20 protein-coding genes are annotated in these 19829 nt (G+C 61.5%); 12 read left to right on the top strand and 8 right to left on the bottom strand.

Annotated elements, in window-relative coordinates:
- Positions 1-144: 144 nt before the first annotated feature.
- From J3P77_RS06040 to J3P77_RS06030, 3 genes are all read left to right on the top strand, one after another.
- Positions 145-1134 carry a 2-hydroxyacid dehydrogenase gene (locus J3P77_RS06040; protein ID WP_434680336.1) on the top strand — a complete coding sequence of 330 codons (990 nt, stop codon included), beginning with the start codon at positions 145-147 and terminating at the stop codon, positions 1132-1134.
- 63 nt (positions 1135-1197) lie between these two features.
- Positions 1198-1635, top strand: a complete 438-nt coding sequence (locus tag J3P77_RS06035) for a hypothetical protein (protein ID WP_434680334.1) — start codon at positions 1198-1200, stop codon at positions 1633-1635.
- The gene (locus J3P77_RS06030; RefSeq protein WP_434680332.1) at positions 1632-2039 is read left to right on the top strand and encodes an META domain-containing protein; all 408 of its coding nucleotides are present in this window, start codon (positions 1632-1634) and stop codon (positions 2037-2039) included. Before J3P77_RS06035 ends, J3P77_RS06030 begins: the two co-directional genes overlap by 4 nt.
- A gap of 119 nt (positions 2040-2158) precedes the next feature.
- Here the strand turns inward: J3P77_RS06030 and J3P77_RS06025 are convergent, their stop codons facing one another.
- Positions 2159-2626 (bottom strand): TlpA family protein disulfide reductase, encoded by a 468-nt coding sequence (locus J3P77_RS06025; RefSeq protein WP_434680330.1) that lies wholly within the window; start codon positions 2624-2626, stop codon positions 2159-2161.
- Positions 2627-2757: 131 nt separating this feature from the next.
- Between J3P77_RS06025 and arsC the strand changes: the two genes are divergently transcribed.
- Genes arsC through J3P77_RS06005 form a run of 4 tightly spaced genes read left to right on the top strand, consistent with a single transcriptional unit; the run spans position 2758 to position 4838 of the window.
- Positions 2758-3111: an arsenate reductase (glutaredoxin) gene (gene arsC / locus J3P77_RS06020; protein WP_434680327.1), complete on the top strand. Its 354-nt coding sequence runs from the start codon at positions 2758-2760 to the stop codon at positions 3109-3111.
- On the top strand, positions 3108-3713 hold the full coding sequence (wrbA, locus tag J3P77_RS06015; protein ID WP_434680324.1) for an NAD(P)H:quinone oxidoreductase: 606 nt from the start codon (positions 3108-3110) through the stop codon (positions 3711-3713). The genes arsC and wrbA overlap by 4 nt, the downstream gene beginning before the upstream one ends.
- On the top strand, positions 3706-4122 hold the full coding sequence (locus J3P77_RS06010) for a DUF2069 domain-containing protein (RefSeq protein WP_434680322.1): 417 nt from the start codon (positions 3706-3708) through the stop codon (positions 4120-4122). The genes wrbA and J3P77_RS06010 overlap by 8 nt, the downstream gene beginning before the upstream one ends.
- Before the next feature lie 44 nt (positions 4123-4166).
- Positions 4167-4838 carry a DNA-3-methyladenine glycosylase I gene (locus J3P77_RS06005; RefSeq protein ID WP_434680320.1) on the top strand — a complete coding sequence of 224 codons (672 nt, stop codon included), beginning with the start codon at positions 4167-4169 and terminating at the stop codon, positions 4836-4838.
- A 9-nt stretch (positions 4839-4847) separates the two neighbouring features.
- On the opposite strand, the gene ttcA is transcribed toward J3P77_RS06005, so the two are convergent.
- Positions 4848-5672 (bottom strand): tRNA 2-thiocytidine(32) synthetase TtcA, encoded by an 825-nt coding sequence (ttcA, locus tag J3P77_RS06000; RefSeq protein WP_434680317.1) that lies wholly within the window; start codon positions 5670-5672, stop codon positions 4848-4850.
- A gap of 328 nt (positions 5673-6000) precedes the next feature.
- Here ttcA and J3P77_RS05995 point away from each other — a divergent pair, with 328 nt between their 5' ends.
- Both J3P77_RS05995 and J3P77_RS05990 read left to right on the top strand, forming a co-directional pair.
- Positions 6001-6600 carry a Yip1 family protein gene (locus J3P77_RS05995; RefSeq protein WP_434680315.1) on the top strand — a complete coding sequence of 200 codons (600 nt, stop codon included), beginning with the start codon at positions 6001-6003 and terminating at the stop codon, positions 6598-6600.
- Between the two features lie 121 nt (positions 6601-6721).
- Complete coding sequence (locus tag J3P77_RS05990; RefSeq protein WP_434680313.1) at positions 6722-7216, top strand: SprT family zinc-dependent metalloprotease; 495 nt, start codon at positions 6722-6724, stop codon at positions 7214-7216.
- A gap of 55 nt (positions 7217-7271) precedes the next feature.
- Here the strand turns inward: J3P77_RS05990 and J3P77_RS05985 are convergent, their stop codons facing one another.
- The 3 genes from J3P77_RS05985 to J3P77_RS05975 all read right to left on the bottom strand — a co-directional run bounded on the left by J3P77_RS05985 (position 7272) and on the right by J3P77_RS05975 (position 10939).
- The gene (locus J3P77_RS05985; RefSeq protein WP_434680311.1) at positions 7272-8615 is read right to left on the bottom strand and encodes a dicarboxylate/amino acid:cation symporter; all 1344 of its coding nucleotides are present in this window, start codon (positions 8613-8615) and stop codon (positions 7272-7274) included.
- A gap of 303 nt (positions 8616-8918) precedes the next feature.
- On the bottom strand, positions 8919-10265 hold the full coding sequence (locus J3P77_RS05980; protein WP_434680309.1) for an ATP-binding protein: 1347 nt from the start codon (positions 10263-10265) through the stop codon (positions 8919-8921).
- Entirely contained in the window at positions 10262-10939 is a 678-nt protein-coding gene (locus J3P77_RS05975; protein ID WP_434680308.1) for a response regulator, read from the bottom strand. The genes J3P77_RS05980 and J3P77_RS05975 overlap by 4 nt, the downstream gene beginning before the upstream one ends.
- Positions 10940-11255: 316 nt before the next feature.
- Here J3P77_RS05975 and J3P77_RS05970 point away from each other — a divergent pair, with 316 nt between their 5' ends.
- On the top strand, positions 11256-12044 hold the full coding sequence (locus J3P77_RS05970; RefSeq protein WP_434680305.1) for a dienelactone hydrolase family protein: 789 nt from the start codon (positions 11256-11258) through the stop codon (positions 12042-12044).
- Between the two features lie 110 nt (positions 12045-12154).
- Here the strand turns inward: J3P77_RS05970 and J3P77_RS05965 are convergent, their stop codons facing one another.
- A complete protein-coding gene (locus J3P77_RS05965; protein ID WP_434680304.1) occupies positions 12155-12613 on the bottom strand; it encodes an REP-associated tyrosine transposase in 459 nt (152 codons plus the stop codon).
- Between the two features lie 213 nt (positions 12614-12826).
- Here J3P77_RS05965 and J3P77_RS05960 point away from each other — a divergent pair, with 213 nt between their 5' ends.
- Entirely contained in the window at positions 12827-13567 is a 741-nt protein-coding gene (locus J3P77_RS05960) for a 4'-phosphopantetheinyl transferase family protein (RefSeq protein ID WP_434680301.1), read from the top strand.
- On the opposite strand, the gene J3P77_RS05955 is transcribed toward J3P77_RS05960, so the two are convergent.
- Positions 13527-15140 carry an ATP-binding protein gene (locus J3P77_RS05955; RefSeq protein WP_434680298.1) on the bottom strand — a complete coding sequence of 538 codons (1614 nt, stop codon included), beginning with the start codon at positions 15138-15140 and terminating at the stop codon, positions 13527-13529. The genes J3P77_RS05960 and J3P77_RS05955 overlap by 41 nt on opposite strands.
- 3 nt (positions 15141-15143) lie before the next feature.
- A complete protein-coding gene (locus J3P77_RS05950) occupies positions 15144-15881 on the bottom strand; it encodes a response regulator (protein ID WP_434680297.1) in 738 nt (245 codons plus the stop codon).
- A gap of 697 nt (positions 15882-16578) precedes the next feature.
- Between J3P77_RS05950 and J3P77_RS05945 the strand changes: the two genes are divergently transcribed.
- Positions 16579-19494, top strand: a complete 2916-nt coding sequence (locus J3P77_RS05945) for a ribonucleoside-diphosphate reductase subunit alpha (protein ID WP_434680295.1) — start codon at positions 16579-16581, stop codon at positions 19492-19494.
- The last annotated feature ends 335 nt before the right edge of the window (positions 19495-19829 follow it).

Raw genomic sequence — 19829 nt, 5'->3', positions numbered from 1 at the left:
CACTGTAGGAGCGCTCAGAACTCCACAAGATATTGAACTGCGCCTTGATATTGTAGGAGCTAGCTTGCTGGCGATCTGGCGCGAAGCGGCAGTAAAACAGGCAGGCTATCCCCTCCCACGGACGCCCTACTAAAGGACCCACCCATGCGAACCCTGATCTTCAGCAGCCAGACCTACGACCGCGACAGTTTCCTCGCCGCGCGTCTTCCCGCTGACGTGGAGCTGCATTTCCAGCCTGCCCGGCTGGCGCTGGACACCGTCGCGCTGGCGGAAGGATTCCCTGTCGTCTGCGCGTTCATCAACGACGACCTCAGCGCGCCGGTGCTGGAGCGGCTGGCAGAAGGCGGCACCCGACTGATCGCGCTGCGTTCGGCGGGTTTCAATCACGTCGACATGCCCGCCGCCCTGCGGCTGGGGCTGAGCGTGGTGCGGGTTCCGGCGTATTCGCCGCACGCCGTGGCCGAGCACGCCGTGGCGCTGATTATGGCGCTCAACCGCCACCTGCATCGAGCGTACAACCGCACCCGCGACGGTGACTTCAGCCTGCACGGCCTGACCGGTTTCGATTTGGTGGGCAAGACTGTCGGCGTGATCGGCACCGGGCAGATCGGCGCTACCTTCGCGAAAATCATGGCCGGATTCGGCTGCAAGCTGCTGGCCTACGATCCCTTTCCCAACCCTGAAGTGCAGGCGCTCGGCGCGCAGTACCTCAGCTTGCCCGACGTGCTGTCGCAGGCGCAGATCATCAGCCTGCATTGCCCGCTGACCGAGCAGACCCGTTACATGATCAACCGCCAGTCGCTGGCGACCCTGCAACCGGGCGCAATGCTGATCAACACCGGACGTGGCGCGCTGGTTGAAACCCCGGCGCTGATCGACGCCCTGAAAAGCGGGCAGCTCGGCTATCTGGGTCTGGATGTCTATGAAGAAGAAGCGCAGCTGTTCTTTGCCGACCGTTCGGACTTGCCCCTGCAGGACGACGTGCTCGCGCGTCTGCTGACCTTTCCCAACGTGGTCATCACCGCTCACCAGGCGTTCCTGACCCGCGAAGCGCTGGGCGCGATTGCCCAGACCACGCTGGACAACATCGTCGCCTGGGCGGCGGGTACGCCACAGAATCGGGTCGACGGCTGACCTCAAGGGCCCTGCATCGGGAGCTGCACTGCATGATAGGATGCGCGCAATTCTGGAGGACCCATGGTCGAACACGATTTTCGCTACAGCATGCTCAACCCGCAACACACTCTGATCGAGTGCCGTACGCTCGGACCGGGTCGTTACCAGGTCACCGGCAACGGTGGCTCGATCCATAACGATGACCAGTTGCTGGTCACCATCAAGGGCAGCAAAAGCCTGTACATGCGTCTGCATGTGGAAAAGGTCCGCCACTTGATCAACCCGACCGGCCAGTGGGTCGCCGTGGCCAGGGGACCGGTGTTCGACGAGCTGGCCATCCATCAGTGGCAAGTGCATTGCGACAGCTGCGCGGCCGAGCTGAACTTCGAGTTCATGGTCGAGAGCAAGCTGGGCGTCAAGGCTCAGAAACCGGCAGCCACCGCGCGCATTGCCGAACTGGGCTGGAAAACCGAAGGCGAGAAGCACTTCTGCAAGAAGTGCCAGGGGCAAGCGGCATGAAATACCGGGCTTTATCCGGTCTGGCAGCGGTAGCGCTGCTGACCGGCTGTGCGACAGAGCCGATGGCTCTGAAACAGGATCAAGGCTACGTGCTGGAATGGATTGGCGAGCGTCCGCTGATCGACAGCAGCCACCTGAGCATGACACTGGGCGCCGATGGTCGCGCCTACGGCAATGCGGGCTGCAATCACTGGTTTGCGCCGTATTCCCTGGAAGGCAATGCCATCAGCTTCGGCCCCGTCGGCAAGACACGCAAGCTGTGCGCTCCGGCGCTGATGGAGCAGGAACAACGCTTCCTGCTGGCACTGCCGACCGTGCAGCGCTGGGACATTTCCCCTATCGAGCAGCTACGCCTCTGGCCGGCCGAAGGCAAGCCGCTGCGTTTCTGGCCGGAAGAAAACTGACAGCCCGGGTCGGTACATTCGCAAAAGGTAGTTCAGCCCCCCTCGCCAGCAAGCTGGCTCCCACACGGTCGCGGTGCGGCTTACTGTAGGAGCCAGCTTGCTGGCGAGGGGGGCGACCATTACCCCTTCCCGCGCAACGCCTCAAGCTTGGCCGTCACGCTTTCGATGGTCTGTTCGCCGAGCAGTTGCTCGCGCACCTTGCCCTTGTCGTCGATGATGTAGGTCACCGGCAGCGCTTCCGATGGCGGCAGGCTGTAATGCTCGGCGGGGTCCTGGGCCAGCACGGTGAACTTGATGCCCAGCGCATTGGCGGCGTTCTTCAGCTCGTCGCCCTGCAGGTTGTCGAAGTTGACGCCCAGCACCGTGACCTTCTTGTCCTTGAGCTGCTCGGCCAGCGTGTTGAATTGCGGGATCTCGACCCGGCACGGGCCGCACCATTCGGCCCAGTAGTTGACGACCAGCCAGTGGCCGTCGATACGTTCGGCGGCAACCTTCTGGCCGTTCTGATCAACGCCCAGATCCACGCCACACCCGCTGAGCAACAGACTGCCGATAAGCGCCGCTGCCGCTGCCATTCGCCTCACCATGTGTGCTTCCTTCATCGACCTTTTTGTCCGGTTACTTATGACCCTTGCTGCGACTAATGACCACCCTATATGTCGAATGGTGCCACCGCGCAGGTAGAATACGCGCCACCCTAGGCAAGAGCGACCAGCAAATGTCCGATCTGATGCTTTATCACAACCCGCGCTGCTCCAAGTCTCGTAGCGCGCTGGAACTGCTGCAGGCTCGCGGCCTGGCTCCCGAAGTGGTTCTTTACCTGGAAACGCCGCCCGACGCCGCACAGCTGCGTGATGTGCTGAGTAAACTCGGCATGGGTGCGCGGCAACTGTTGCGCACTGGGGAAGATGCCTACAAGCAGCTGAACCTTGCCGATCAGAGCCTCACCGACGAGCAATTGATCGCTGCGATGGTCGCTCATCCCAAGCTGATCGAGCGCCCGATTCTGGTGGCAGGCGATAAAGCCGTCATCGGTCGTCCACCGGAAAACGTTCTGGAGTTATTGCCGTGAGCACACCTTACATTCTGGTTCTGTATTACAGCCGCAACGGCTCGACCTCCGAGATGGCCCGGCAGATCGCCCGCGGCATCGAAATGGGCGGCATGGAAGCGAAACTGCGCACCGTACCGGCGATTTCCGCCGACTGTGAAGCCACCGCGCCAGGCATCCCCGAGGACGGCGCGCTGTACGCCAGCCTCGACGACTTGAAGAACTGCTCCGGTCTGGCGCTGGGCAGCCCGACGCGCTTCGGCAACATGGCCGCGCCGCTCAAGTATTTCCTCGATGGCACCAGCAACCTGTGGCTGACCGGCGCTCTGGTCGGCAAGCCCGCCAGCGTCTTCACTTCTACCGCCAGCCTGCATGGCGGCCAGGAAACCACGCTGATGTCGATGCTGTTGCCGCTGCTGCACCACGGCATGCTGATCATGGGCCTGCCATACAGCGAAGGCGCACTGCTTGAAACCACTGGTGGCGGCACGCCCTACGGCGCCAGCCACCACGCCGGTGCCGATGGCAAGCGGCCACTGGACCGGCATGAAACCGAACTGTGTCGCGCGCTCGGCCAGCGCCTGGCCAGGACCGCATTGAAGCTGGAGCCCGAGCGTGGCTAGGAAGCCCAAAGCGTTGCCGCCAAGGGAGTGGCTTGAACCGCGGGTGCGCATCAGCCGCGCTGCGAGTCTGGTGTGTTTTTTCGGCACGATCACGCTGCTGTCAGTGTATTACCTGGCGATTGCCGATCTGCATGGCGCCCGTCCGGGCGTCATCCTCGCGATCGAGCTGCTGCCGCTGCTGTTGCTGACCCCAGGAGTGATCCGGGGCCATCCGCGCGGGCTTTCCTGGGTCTGTTTCATGATCAACCTGTACTTCATAAAAGGCGCTCTGGCGGCCTTCGATCCGAACCGCTGGTTGTTCGGCGTGCTGGAAATGCTCGCCAGCGTCGCCGTCTTCATCAGCGCCTTGCTGTATGTGCGCTGGCGCGCGCAGCTGGATAACAAACTTGTACAGGTCGCGCAGGTCTGAAGCCTGCACACTGCCCGCTGGCGGCCTGAACCTACGGAGACCCGATGCACGACTACAAATGGCTGAACGAGTATTGCCTCAATCGTTTCGGCTCTGCCCAAGCTTTGGAAGCCCGCCTCCCAACCCCGAAAACCCCCGAGCAGCTACGCGCAATCAGCGCCGACCGTTACCTGTCGACGCTGGCGCTGCGCGTGTTTCGCGCCGGGCTCAAGCACAGTCTTGTGGACGCCAAATGGCCGTCGTTCGAGGAAGTATTCTTCCGTTTCGATCCGGAGAAAGTGGTGCTGATGGGAGCCGACCATCTGGAGCGCCTGATGCAGGACACCCGCATCATCCGCCACCTCGGCAAACTCAAGAGCGTGCCGCGCAACGCCCAGTTGATCCTGGACATCGAGCACGAGCACGGCAGCTTCGGGCAGTTCATCGCCAACTGGCCGGTGGATGACATTACCGGCCTATGGCAGTACCTGGCCAAACACGGCAACCAGATGGGTGGGCTGTCCGCGCCGCGCTTTCTGCGCATGGTCGGCAAGGACACGTTCATTCCGACCTGGGACGTGGTGGCGGCGCTCAATGCGCAGAACATCGTCGACCGCGTGCCAACCAGCAAACGCGATCAGGCCATCGTGCAGGGCGTGTTCAACGAGTGGCAGGCTCAGAGTGGTCGACCGTTGTGTCAGCTGTCGGCGATGCTGGCGTTCACGGTCAATCACTGAGGCTCTGCGTCAGATATTCACCACATTGACGAACCGCGAAGCTGCGGTTTCGTCGATGCGCAGGTTGGTGAAGTCGAACAGGTTGCGGTCGGCCAGTTGCGAGGGCTGCACGTTCTGCAGGGCGCGGAAGATGCTCTCGGTGCGGCCCGGCGTCTTGCGCTCCCACTCGTGGAGCATTTCCTTGACCACCTGACGCTGCAGGTTTTCCTGCGAGCCGCACAGGTTGCACGGAATGATCGGAAAACCCTTGAAATCCGAATAGGCCTGAATGTCCTTCTCATGGCAGTACGCCAGCGGACGGATGACCACGTTGCGACCGTCGTCGGCGCGAAGCTTGGGCGGCATGGCCTTCAGCGAACCGTTGAAGAACATGTTGAGGAAGAAGGTTTCGACGATGTCGTCGCGGTGGTGACCAAGCGCCATCTTGGTCGCGCCGATTTCGTCGGCGAAGGTGTACAGCGTGCCGCGGCGCAGGCGCGAGCACAGCGAACAAGTGGTCTTGCCCTCGGGAACCAGCTCCTTGACTACCGAGTAGGTGTCCTTCTCGACGATGTGATACTCGATGCCCAGGGTTTTCAGATATGCCGGCAGCACATGCTCGGGAAAGCCCGGCTGTTTCTGGTCCATGTTCACCGCCACGATCTCGAACTTGATCGGCGCCACCTTCTGCAGGTGCATCAGCACATCGAGCATGGTGTAGCTGTCCTTGCCGCCGGAGAGGCACACCATTACCTTGTCACCATCTTCGATCATGTTGAAGTCGGCCACCGCTTCGCCGGCCAGACGACGCAGGCGTTTTTGCAGTTTGTTCTGATTGACTGAGAGGGTGCCCATGATGCTGGTGGTATCCGTTGACGATGACTGCGGGAAACAGGCGGTGTGAAAGCTGCTGCGCTCGGCGTTCTCACACGGTCTGAAAAGGCCGCTATTTTACGCATAACCCGCCGCCCGGTGAACATCCCGCCCGGCGGCAATGCCATAGCCCAGGCTATTAACAGGCGGTCGCCAATCGCCAAACGCTCTAAGGCCCGAGGCTTGACCCGGTCTGTGCTTCCTATACTGCTTGATGAGGTCGCACCCGTCAGACGATTTCAGGCTTGTGGCCTTCCGCCCTCCGGCATGTCCGGACGCCCTGGCATCCACGAGTTGAAGGAGTAGACGCATGATCCATCACGTTTGGGGACTGTTCACCCATCCCGACCGAGAGTGGAAACAGATACGTGGCGAAGAAGAAACCATCCGCCATATGTACTTCACGCACACGCTGATCCTGGCGGCCGTCCCGGCTGTTTCGGCCTACCTCGGGACTACTCAGGTCGGCTGGGTGATCGGTGAGCGTGCGCCGGTGATGCTCACCCACGGCAGCGCGCTGTGGATGACACTGATGTCGTACATATCGATGCTGGCGGGCGTGGCGGTCATGGGCAGTTTCATCCACTGGATGGCGCGTACCTACGACGCCAGCCCCACGCTGGCGCAGTGCATAGCCTTTGCCACCTACACCGCCACGCCGTTGTTCATCGGCGGACTGGCGGCGCTGTATCCGCACCTGTGGCTGGGGATGCTGATTGGCACGGCGGCCGTGTGCTACACCGTTTACCTGCTGTACGTCGGCCTGCCGACTTTCATGAGCATTCCTTCCGAAGAAGGCTTCATGTTTTCCAGTTCGGTGCTTGCCGTAGGGCTGGTCGTGCTGGTGGCGATCATGGCGTTCACCGTGGTGCTGTGGGGTATCGGCGTAGGCCCGGAATACACCAACTGACCCGTGGCGACCGGGCCGCGCCACAAGGCGGCCCGCGTTTACAGACGACCACTTGGCGGCCGGGGTTTTCAGCCAGCGTGCGCATTACGGCATACTGGGCACACCTGGAGACCCACGAAGCATGCCCGAGCAACTCAATTCCCGCGTCGAAACCTGTTACCAACAAGCCGAAGCCTTCTTCAAACGCCCTTTCAAGCGACCGGTCGTCAGCTTCAAGCTGCGCGGTCAGAAAGCCGGGGTCGCGCATCTGCATGAGAATCTGTTGCGCTTCAACCCGCAGCTGTACCGCGAAAACACCGAAGATTTCCTGCGTCAGACCGTGCCCCATGAAGTCGCCCATCTGGTGGCCCACCAGCTGTTCGGCGGCAACATTCAGCCTCATGGCGAGGAATGGCAGCTGATCATGCGCGGTGTCTACGAGCTGCCGCCCAACCGCTGCCACAGCTACGAGGTCAAGCGTCGCTCCGTGACCCGCTACATTTACCGCTGCCCTTGCGCCGGCAGCGATTTTCCGTTTTCGCCTCAACGCCACAACATGGTCCGCAAGGGTCGGCGCTACCTGTGCAGGAGCTGCCGCCAGACGCTGGTGTTCAGCGGCGAGACGCGCGTCGAATAATTTGCGGGCATAAAAAAACCCATCCGAAGATGGGTTTTTTATTGCCTGTCGTTTATCAGACGGACTTGCCAGTGCTCACCGGAGCCGGGCCTTCGGCAACGCCGAGGTCGTCTTCGTGACGGGTTTCAACGATGGCGCTACCACCGGAAGCCAACTCGGTCTGCAGCTTGTCGGTATCCAGCTCGCCGACCCACTTGGCAACCACTACGGTAGCAACGGCGTTACCTACCAGGTTGGTCAGTGCGCGGGCTTCGGACATGAAGCGGTCGATACCCAGGATCAGCGCCAGACCGGCAACCGGCAGGTGGCCAACGGCCGACAGGGTTGCAGCCAGAACGATGAAGCCGGAACCGGTCACGCCCGCCGCGCCCTTGGAGGACAGCAGCAGAACCAGCAGCAGCGTGATCTGGTGGGTGATGTCCATGTGGGTATTGGTCGCCTGAGCGATGAACACGGCCGCCATGGTCAGGTAGATCGAAGTACCGTCCAGGTTGAACGAGTAGCCGGTCGGGATTACCAGACCGACGACGGACTTCTGGGCACCCAGACGCTCCATCTTGATCAGCATGCGCGGCAGGGCCGATTCCGAGGAGGAAGTACCCAGAACGATCAGCAGCTCTTCACGGATGTAGCGAACCAGTTTGAAGATGCTGAAGCCGTGTGCGCGGCAGATTGCGCCCAGGATCAGAACCACGAACAGCACGCAGGTGATGTAGAAGCAGATCATCAACTGGCCCAGCTGCACCAGCGAGCTAACGCCGTAGGCACCGATGGTGAAGGCCATGGCACCGAACGCACCGATGGGCGCCAGCTTCATGATCATGTTGATGATGTTGAACATCACGTGAGCGAAGCGATCGATGAAGTCCAGAACCGGACGACCGTAGGCGCCCAGGCGATGCAGGGCGAAGCCGAAGATCACCGAGAACATCAGCACTTGCAGGATGTCGCCGTTGGCGAAGGCGCCGACGATGGTGTTCGGAATTACGTTGAGGATAAATCCGACGACGCTCTGGTCCTTACTGGCCGTGACGTAGGCCGCAATCTTCGATGCGTCGAGGGTGCTCACGTCGATGTTCATGCCAGCGCCTGGCTGCACGACGTTGACCACGATCAGACCGATCAGCAGAGCGATGGTCGAGACGATTTCGAAGTAGAGCAACGCGTAGCCACCGGTCTTGCCGACCGATTTCATGTTCTGCATGCCGGCGATGCCGCTGACTACCGTACAGAAGATGATGGGGGCGATGACCATCTTGATCAGCTTGATGAACCCGTCACCCAGCGGCTTCAGGGCCTTACCGGTGTCTGGGTAGAAGTGGCCGATCAGGATACCGATCACGATTGCGACGATGACCTGGAAGTACAGTGTTTTGTAGAAGGGCTGACGAGTCGTCATTGCAGTTATCCTCAAGGGCGTCGTCGGCATCTCACCTGATGCACGCGAGCCTATAAAGCGCTAACCCTCCTGCACTGGAGGGATTTGTTGTGTCGAGCTGCACGAAGCAGGCCTCTCAAACATTTAGCAATAGGCGTGCCACGAACTGCAGGCATCAATGAAGCCGCGCCCCGCCGGGAGCACAGCTATAACAATAGACTTCGAGGGCCCGCCGAGGTGGCGGAAATCCGCCGAATGGAAGGAAAAATCCGCAGACAGTGGCGGGTATCCGCCGCCGAATTGTCTGCTCAGGAGCGGCACAGATCAGTGCGCGGGGAAGTGAATCCGGAACGCCGCGCCACCCAGCGGCGAATCGTCCAGGGTCAGGCGTGCCGAGTAGCTTTCGATGATGTCCTTGACCACCGCCAGCCCGATACCCTGACCGGGATTCTGCCGATCCAGCCGTTCGCCACGTTCCAGCACCCGCGCGCGCTGATACTGCGGCACGCCCGGCCCGTCGTCCTCGACGCACAACTCATCGCCAAGCGCCGACTCCACGAAACTGACCTTCACCTCGCCGAGGCACAGCCGGTAAGCGTTTTCCAGCAGGTTACCGAGCATCTCCAGCAGCGCGCCCTCTTCCATTGCCACCTGGCAATGCTCGGGCAGGTCCAGCGTCGCTTTCACCTGTTTATCGCGATAGACCTTTTCCAGCGTGTTGCACAGGCTCTCCACCACCGGCCGCAAATTGACGTGATGACGCACCAGCCCGCTCTTGCGCAGGCTGGCGCGCTGCAATTGATAGCCGATCTGCTGGCTCATGCGCTCGATCTGCGACTGCAGGACCCGCGCCTGCTCGACGTCTTCGGGACGCTTGGCGATGTTTTCGCTGACGCCCTGCAACACTGCCAGCGGGGTTTTCAGGCTGTGGGCCAGATCGTCGAGTGAATCGCGATAACGAATGCGCTGCTCACGCTCGCTGCGCAGCAGGCGGTTGAGGGAGTCGGTCAGGCGCAACAGCTCGCTGGGGTGCTTTTCGCTGAGGCTGTCACGGGCACCCGCTTCGACCTGATCCAGTTCATGACTGATGCCACGCAATGCGCGCAGGCCCCAGGTCAGGCCCATCCATAACAGCCCGAGCAGAACCAGCAATGCCGCGCCGAAGCCCAGATACAGTTTCTTGCGCAGGTCATCGATAGTCTGTTGATAGCCGCGCAAGGGTTGCAACGCGACGATACTGAACGCCGCATTGCGCCCGCCGAGCAGTTTGATTTCGACGTCGTAGACGAAATACTCCTCGCCATTGGTCTCGCGGATTCGCGCGAACTGGCTGCCCATGCCGTCATAGTGCGGGTGGTATTGAATGTTCTGATCTTCAGTCGCCAGCGAGCGCCATACCAGTTGGCCCTGGCGGTTATAGATGTAGCCGAGCAGGCGGCTGCCCGGCAGATTGAACTGCTCGCCGGGCAACAGCGACGGCATCATCAGGTGCCCTTCCTCGACCCGTGCGGCGGAAATCATGGTGGTCACGTCCGACGCCAGACGCTGTTCGATGGCGCCGCGCAGCGCCAGGCTGAACGCACCCTGGAGCGCGGGCAGCATCAGCAGCATGAAGATCACCGCAAGTGTCGCAGCGCCCAGCATCAGGCGCAGGCGCAACGAACGGATCATGTACAGCGCTCGGTGAACAGATAGCCCATGCCGCGCACGGTATCGATGGGCTTGAACGCCACGTCGCCTTCAAGTTTGCGACGCAGACGGCCCACCAGCACCTCAATCACGTTCGGATCGCGCTCGTCATCGTCGGGATACAACTGCTCCATCAGGCGCTCCTTGGGGACCACCTGCTGATGATGCAGCATCAGGTATTCGAGAATCCGGTATTCATAGGCGGTCAGCGCAAGGGGCTGATCGGTCAGGGTGGCCTGTTTGCGATTGAGGTCCACCTGCAAAGGCCCGGCGGTGATGGTCGACTGGATGAAGCCGCTGGAACGCCGCAACAGAGCATTGAGGCGGGCTTCTAGCTCCTCGAACTGGAACGGCTTGACCACGTAGTCGTCAGCACCCGCAGCGAGCCCTTCGACCTTGTCCTGCCAGTTACCGCGAGCAGTCAGGATCAGGATCGGAAACGCCTTGCCCAGTGTGCGCAGCTGGCGAATGAGGTCCAGACCGCCGAGGCCTGGCAAGCCCAGGTCGATCACCGCCAGATCATGATTGAACTGGCCGACCTGATAGAGCGCCTCTTCGGCGTTGGCCACGGACTCGACCACATGGCCCGCTTCGGTCAGACGGGTGCGCAAGTGATGACGCAACAGCGCCTCGTCCTCCACCACCAACAACTTCATGCAGCTCTCCCAGGCACGATCAGCCTCAAGACAAAGATTGGACCGGCGTCAGCAACGCAGCGTCTGTGGGCGCGGTCCGTTTTACATCATAGCGCCTAGGCCGCCAACGCCAGAAACAGCTGTTGAGGTCGGACACGGGACGCTCCTGCGCTTGGCAATATGATGAAGGTACGGGCTTACAGTAAGGGTGACGTGCTGAACTGCGACTGAACGCGCTCTGAACCTGGGCTGAACCTGCATCAGACCGTGAAATCGACTAGGCTTTGCCCTGCCTCGCCGCTCTTAACCAATCCCCCAGATGAACAAGGAGTCGAACATGCGTTTGTGGACTGGACTGATCATGATGGCCGTCGCCGGGTTCGCCCAGGCGGCGATCAAGACCGAGCAGGTTAATTACCAGAGTGCCGACGGTACCAAACTGGTCGGCTATTACGCCTACGACGACGCGGTCAAAGGCCAGCGGCCCGGCGTGCTGGTGGTCCACGAATGGTGGGGGTTGAACGACTACGCCAAGCGCCGCGCCCGCGATCTGGCGGCGCTTGGCTACAGCGCAATGGCCATCGACATGTACGGCGAGGGCAAAAACACCGAGCACCCGAAAGACGCCATGGCTTTCATGCAGGCAACGCTCAAGGACAGCAGCGCGGCCGACAAGCGCTTCGATGCCGGCCTCGAACAGCTCAAGAAACAGCCGCAGACCAATCCGGCGAAAATTGCCGCCATCGGTTACTGCTTTGGCGGCAAGATCGTCCTCGACGCCGCCCGCCGCGGCGAGCCGCTGGCCGGCGTGGTCAGTTTCCACGGCGCGCTGGTTACCACTACTCCGGCGCAGCCCGGCATCAAGGTGCCGATGCTGGTTGAGCATGGCGCAAAGGACAGCATGGTCACCCCCGAACACGTCGCCGCCTTCAAGGCCGAGATGGACAAGGCCGGCGCCGATTACAAATTCGTCAGCCTCGACGGCGCCAAACACGGCTTCACCAACCCCGACGCCGACCGCCTGAGCCACGGCGAACACGGCGGCCCCGACATCGGCTACAGCAAAACCGCCGACCAGAGCTCATGGGCCGACATGCAGGCGTTTTTCAAGAAGATATTCGGGTGATCTGGATCCGAACCCATCGCCTTCTCGCCAGCAAGCTGGCTCCCACAGGAACCGAGTTGCCTTCAATCCTTGTGGGAGCCAGCTTGCTGGCGAGAAGGAGTTAAAGGCACTCACAGCCAGACAGCATCCCAAAGCGGATACTGCCCAATACTGTTTACCAGACCTGCCCGCAGGGGATTGGCGACGATATAGCGAGCAAAGCCGAGTACGTCTTCTTCCTTGCGAATAGCCTTGTCGTGATAACCGCGCTGCCAAAGTCGCCCTTCGCAGCCTGTTGCTTTGTTAACCGCGATTGCGCTCTTTGATTTAACCCTCTGTATCAGCGACGACAAGGCTCCGTCTCCCAGTTTGAAAAGCCAGTGGAAATGATCAGGCATCACGACCCGGGCAAGTGAACATGCAAGGTTTTGCTCTTCACACCCCTTCATTTCCCTGACCAACAGGCGCCCCAAAACCCAGTCAGCGAACACCGGCGCCCTGCCTTGCGTCGTAGCGGTCACCAGATAAATTTGCCCAGCTCCGGAAAAACGGCCCGTGCGCAGGCGATGAGAGTTTTCGTTTTTGGACATTCCGTTGCCCTCGGATTACAGAAGCCAACAAATCTACTGCCGGAAGACGCCTAGTGGGCCATTGATAATTGGCCGGGTGTTTCGGGCGAGCAGAATGCTGTTGTCACAAGCATGGTGTGGGCACCAATCCGCGACAACCACCCTCTGGCCTCGAACATAACGACCATCACCTTCCCTCCCCGCCCATCCCCCGGCACAATGCCGCGCATGACGATGCCTTTACTCCCTGCCTGTTGCCCTGCGCTTACTCACCATTGGCCCTTGCCGTTTGCGGTGCCGGGGGCGGTGTTGGTGAGCGGGTATTTCGATCCGCAAAAGCTCGCCGAAGGCGACTTTCAGCGGTGTCTGATCGAGCCACCCGCCAGCATCAATCGCTCGGTGGCCAAGCGGCAGACAGAATTTCTCGCCGGACGCCTGTGCGCACGCGAGGCATTGCGTCGGCTGGACGGCCGGTTGCATGTGCCGCTGATCGGCGAGGACCGAGCACCGGTCTGGCCTGTTGATCTTTGCGGCTCGATCACCCACAGCACCGGCTGGGCCGCGGCCATCGTCGGGCGCAAGGCCCAGTGGCGCGGGCTGGGGCTCGATACCGAAAACCTGCTCAATCACGAACGCGCCACGCGGCTGGCCGGCGAGATTCTGACTGCCGAGGAACTCGCGGACATGACCACGGGCCCTGAAGACCAGGTCGCGCTTCGGGTAACGCTGACGTTCTCGATCAAGGAAGCGCTGTTCAAGGCGCTCTACCCCATCGTGCAAAAGCGCTTCTATTTCGAAGATGCGCAACTGGTGGAATGGCGCGACGACGGCAGTGTGCGCCTGCGGCTGTTGACCGACCTGTCCGCCGAATGGCACAGCGGCAAGGAGCTGGATGGCCAGTTCGGCCTGCACGACGCGCAAGTATTGACGCTGGTCAGCATCGCGGCGTCTGCAAGCGCGGCCACGCAAGGCTGAAGCACGCGCCGCCGAGGTGATGGCTGCGGCCGATCACGGCGCGGCCTTCGTGCCAGTTGATGATCCGCCGCACGATCGACAAGCCCAGACCATGGCCGCCGGAAGCCCGCGTGCGACTGTCATCCAGACGCATGAAAGGCGTGAAAATCTGCTCCCAGGCGTTTTCCGGCACGCCCGGGCCATCATCCTCGACTGACAGATGACAGCGTTGCGCGTCCAGGCGATAGCTGATGCGTACGTGGGATTCCGCATGCCGCATCGCGTTGCTGACCAGATTCTGCACCGCGCGATGCAGGTAACGCGGCTCGGCCTCGACCCAGGCGGGTTCGCCTTCGGCGGCGGTGGTCGATTCGCCCCGCTCGACCCGCACATGCGCGCGCAGCGGCGCCAGCTCGGCGATCACCTGATCGATCAACGTGTCCAGATCAACGCGCTGGAAGTTCAGGGTCGGCGCGCCCTGTTCCAGCCGCGCGTAAGTCAGCATCTCGTCCACCAGCTTGTCGAGGTCCTGAATGTCGTGATCCATGCCCTGCAGATATTTGTCACGCGCCTGCGGCGTGGCGGCATCGCTGACCATTTCCAGGCCGAAGCGCAGCCGCGCCACCGGCGTGCGCAGCTCATGGGACACCGCGCGGACCAGTTCGCGCTGGATCATCAGCGAGCGCTGCAGGTGCTCGGCCATGCTGTTGAACGCCGAAGCGAGACGCCCGACCGAATCCGAGCCCTCGGTGGGCACGCGGGTCTGCAAGCTGCCCTGGGCGATCAGCGTCGCGGCAGCCTCCAGCGCCTGAAGCCTGCGCTCCAGACGGCGTACCAGCAGATACACCAGCAACCCGATCAGGCACAAACCCAGCAGCGCGATCAGCACCAGCCAGTGCAGCGGATAAGGATTCATCTGATAAAGCGGGCCGATTTCCAGCACCCAGTTGGTGTCGACAATGCCTGCCAGCACGCGGATCGAGTCGCCACCCTTGCCCAGCGCCATCACCGTGTCGCCTTCATACACGCGGCGGCGCTGGTCGTCGTCAAGGTCCGCCTGATCCAGAGCGATCAGTTGCAGGTCGAAGCCGAAGCCCTTGTCCACCCGCAACGCCTGCAAGCGCGCCGGTTGTTCATTGACGGGAAATCGCACCAGCTCATCGATCAGCAGGTAAAGCGTCGCGCGCACCAACTGCTCGGTGATCTGCTGCACCTCGCCGGTGAGCAGCAAGGGCTCTTTGTCGCTGAGCTGGCGATAAACCCGCGCGGCATGCGGGCCGAACTGCTCGACCACCACCTGCCCGCGCTGCAGGCGACTTTGCGCACTGCCGTCCAGCTGCGCCTGCTCGGCGCTCTGCAACTTGAGCGGAATGCCCAGCAGCCGCTCCCACACCGCCAGCGCCCGCTGGCGCTCGACGTTATTGAGCGGCACCAGATTATCCGCCATCACCGTGAAGGTGCCGTGCGCGAGACGCTCGCGGTATTGCGCGCCGCGTTCCAGATTGAGCTGGTACAGCGCCAGCGCGCCCAACAAGGCGACCGCGACCAGCACGCCCAGCATGCCGCCGTAAATACGCAGGAAAATGGAATTCATGGCTCAACCGCTGAAGGCGTAGCCGTTCATCGCCTGCGCGGCTTCGGGCACGAACAGATAGCCTTTGCTGCGCACGGTCTTGATCAGCCGCGGGTGAATGGGGTCGTCGCCTATCTTGGGGCGAATTCGCGAAATCCGCACATCAATGGAGCGGTCCTGACCGTCGTAGCCCACGCCGCGCAACGCGGTGAAGATCTCTTCGCGGGACAGCGTGCGGCCGGCGTTGGCCACCAGCAGCCACAGCAGATCGAACTCGGCGCCGGTCAGTTCGATGCCCTGGCCGCCCAGCCAGGCCTCGCGCAAGGCGTTGTCTACCACCAGCGGCCCGAACACCAGACGACGCAGCCGCGCGGCCTGCACCTGAGGCGCTTCACTGCGGCGTAACAGCGCATGAATGCGCGCCAGCAGGACACGCGGATGAACGGGCTTGCAGACGAAATCGTCGGCACCGGTGTCCAGCCCCTGAATGTGATCGGTGTCGTCGGTGCGCGCGGTGAGCATCAGGATCGGGCCGTCGTAGCGGCTGCGCACTGCACGGCAGATGCTCAAGCCGTCTTCGCCGGGCAGCATAAGGTCGAGCACCACCAGGTCCGGCCGCTCGTCGATGATCCGCGCGGCGGCCAGCCGGCCATCGCCTTCGATACTGACGGTCAGGCCATTGGCCTCCAGGTATTCGCCCGTCAGTTCGGCGAGTCGCTGGTCGTCTTCCACGATCAGGACCTGCCAGTTATCCAGTTCCACAAACGACCTCCATTGTTCTTGTTAAAAGGCAGGCTTCGAGTCGGGGAGCAGGTGATAAATGCCGATGGAGTGTAGCAACCGCGGGCCAGGCACACGACATGCCAGACAGGCCTTGCGAGCTGCATTTTTTGTGATAGGGTGCGCGCCCGCAAAAATAGCCAAGGCCTACAGCAGCCTTGTAAAAATCCGTGACAAGCGGTCGGCTCCAGTAGTTATGCGGCCTACAAGCGCGAGGGTTCATTCATACACAAACTACACACAAGTTTATCCACAGGTCGTGCGTTGCAATTGGTGTCCAAAACGCATTATCTTGTAGCCCGGCTTGCAGCGACACCCTACATGTAGGGTTTTCCGCGCAAAAGCCAGCACAACTCAAACGAGGATTTCAAGCCTTTTTTATCGAGTTTGTGCGCTGAGCATGAGGCCGAATCACAGGCCAGATCACTCGCGCCAGAGCCAGCCCGAGCGGTACATGTTTTGCAACATCGGTAACACAGAATTCAGCAGTTTTCGGGGGCCGGCCATTGGCCACAGTCCCCAGGGTTTAAAAGCCCGAGGTTTCAGAGCCCGGGGGTGCCATTCCCATGCGCACTCCCTTATCCGTTTTGAAGCCCTTGCAGTTGCTTGCGACGCAGGCGCGTCATGACGGAACGGTGGGCAGCAATGCCCGAACAACTTATAGAACGTGGAGTCCCCCATGCAAACCGACACAACTCGCGAGAATTCGCCGACTGCCGCGCCGCAGGCAGGCCAGGCCGCTCAGGACCTGTCCGCCACCGCGCCCGGTCAACTGCGAGTGATCAAGCGTAACGGCACCGTCGTGCCTTACACCGATGACAAGATCACTGTCGCTATCACCAAGGCGTTTCTCGCAGTTGAAGGCGGCACCGCCGCTGCTTCGTCGCGTATCCACGACACCGTTGCCCGCCTGACCGAACAAGTCACCGCCACCTTCAAGCGTCGCATGCCTTCGGGCGGCACCATCCATATCGAAGAGATTCAGGATCAGGTGGAACTGGCGCTGATGCGTGCCGGCGAGCAGAAAGTCGCTCGCGACTACGTGATCTACCGCGACTCGCGCGCCCGCGAGCGTGCCGGTCGTGCTTCCGAAGGTCAGGAAGTCCAGGCTCACCCGTCGATCCGCATCACTCTGGCCGACGGCAGCTTCGCGCCACTGGACATGGGCCGCCTGAACACCATCGTCACCGAAGCGTGCGAAGGTCTGGCTGAAGTCGACGCCAACCTGATCCAGAGCGAAACCCTGAAGAACCTGTACGACGGCGTTGCGCTGAAAGACGTCAACACCGCGCTGGTAATGACCGCTCGTACCCTGGTCGAGCGTGAGCCGAACTACTCGTTCGTCACCGCCCGCCTGCTGATGGACACCCTGCGCGCCGAAGGCCTGGGCTTTCTGCAAGTAGCCGAAAGCGCTACTCACCACGAAATGGCCGACCTGTACGCCAAGGCGCTGCCTGCTTACGTCGCCACCGGTATCAAGTACGAGCTGCTCAACCCTGTGCTGGCTGAATTCGACCTTGAGAAACTGGGCAAGGCGATCAACCACGAGCGCGACCAGCAGTTCACTTACCTGGGCCTGCAGACTCTTTATGACCGTTACTTCATCCACAAGGATGGCGTGCGTTTCGAACTGCCGCAGATCTTCTTCATGCGCGTGGCCATGGGCCTGGCGATCGAAGAAAAAGCCCGCGAAGACCGTGCCATCGAGTTCTACAACCTGCTGTCGTCCTTCGACTACATGGCTTCGACGCCGACACTGTTCAACGCCGGTACCCTGCGTCCACAGCTGTCGAGCTGCTACCTGACCACCGTTCCGGATGACCTGTCGGGCATCTACCACGCCATCCACGACAACGCCATGTTGTCCAAATTCGCTGGTGGCCTGGGCAACGACTGGACCCCGGTCCGTGCGCTGGGTTCGTACATCAAGGGCACCAACGGCAAGTCGCAAGGCGTCGTGCCGTTCCTCAAAGTGGTCAACGACACCGCCGTTGCGGTCAACCAGGGCGGCAAGCGCAAGGGCGCTGTCTGTGCCTACCTGGAAACCTGGCACATGGACATCGAAGAGTTCATCGAGCTGCGCAAGAACACTGGTGATGACCGCCGTCGTACCCACGACATGAACACCGCCAACTGGATCCCTGACCTGTTCATGAAGCGTGTCTTCGACGACGGCCAGTGGACCCTGTTCTCGCCATCCGAAGTACCGGACCTGCACGACCTGACCGGCAAGGCCTTCGAAGAGCGTTACGAGTACTACGAAGCGCTGACCGAGTACCCGGGCAAGATCAAGCTGTTCAAGACCATCCAGGCCAAGGATCTGTGGCGCAAGATGCTGTCGATGCTGTTCGAGACCGGCCACCCGTGGCTGACCTTCAAGGACCCGTGCAACCTGCGCAGCCCGCAGCAGCACGTTGGCGTGGTCCACAGTTCGAACCTGTGCACCGAAATCACCCTGAACACCAACAAGGACGAAATCGCGGTCTGCAACCTGGGCTCGATCAACCTGCCGAACCACATCGTCAACGGCAAACTGGACACCGACAAGCTCAAGCGCACTGTCGACGTGGCCGTTCGCATGCTCGACAACGTGATCGACATCAACTACTACTCCGTGCCGCAGGCCAAGAACTCCAACCTGCGCCACCGTCCGGTCGGCCTGGGTATCATGGGCTTCCAGGACGCGCTGTATCTGCAGCACATCCCGTACGGTTCGGATGCCGCCGTGCAGTTCGCCGACACTTCCATGGAAGCAGTCAGCTACTACGCGATCCAGGCGTCCTGCGACCTGGCTGATGAGCGCGGTGCGTACGAGACGTTCCAGGGTTCGCTGTGGTCCAAGGGCATCCTGCCGCTGGACTCGCAACAGATCCTGATCGAGCAGCGCGGCCAGAAGTACATCGATGTCGACCTGAAGGAAACCCTGGACTGGGCGCCGGTACGTGCCCGCGTTCAGAAAGGCATCCGTAACTCGAACATCATGGCCATCGCACCGACCGCCACCATCGCCAACATCACTGGCGTATCGCAGTCGATCGAACCGACCTACCAGAACCTGTATGTGAAATCGAACCTGTCGGGCGAATTCACCGTGATCAACCCGTACCTGGTTCGCGACCTCAAGGCCCGCGACCTGTGGGACTCGGTCATGATCAACGACCTGAAGTACTACGACGGTTCGGTGCAGCAGATCGAGCGCATCCCGCAGGAACTCAAAGACCTGTACGCCACCGCGTTCGAAGTGGAAACCAAGTGGATCGTCGACGCGGCCAGCCGCCGTCAGAAGTGGATCGACCAGGCTCAGTCGCTGAACCTGTACATCGCTGGCGCCTCGGGCAAGAAGCTGGACGTGACCTACCGCATGGCGTGGTTCCGTGGTCTGAAGACCACCTACTACCTCCGTGCCCTGGCCGCGACCAGCACCGAGAAGTCGACCATCAACACCGGCAAGCTCAACGCAGTATCGAGCGGCGGCCACGGCCCGGATGACTCCGCGCTCACCGCCCCACGCCCAAGCGAAGCAGCCCCGGCCGGTCCTGCGCCAGTGCCAAAGGCTTGCGCGATTGACGAGCCGGATTGCGAGGCTTGTCAGTAAGCTGACCGCTCGCTCCTACAGTGCTACGCGCATAACTGTAGGAGCGAGCTTGCTCGCGAAGAGGCCAGTACACACGACAATGTCTGTACCGTCCCTTTCGCGGACAAGCGGAGCGCCGCCCGGTCCGCTTCCACAGGGCAACGCGTAGAACCGTAGGAGCGAGCTTGCTCGCGAAGAGGCCGGCAGGGCCAACACCCTGCCCCTCGCTCCAAAGATTCACCAGGGCCACAGAGCCCCGAACATTCATGTTTTTTGCGTGCAGCAAACGTAACGCAAGCAACAACCCCATAGATCCAACAAGTCAGTCGATACAGCCCGCCCCCTCCTCTCCCGAG

The organism is Pseudomonas sp. R1-18, assembly GCF_051132095.1.
GTDB lineage: Bacteria > Pseudomonadota > Gammaproteobacteria > Pseudomonadales > Pseudomonadaceae > Aquipseudomonas.
Note: the sequence above shows the minus strand (reverse complement) of the source record. Positions and strands in the feature narration are given on the sequence as shown.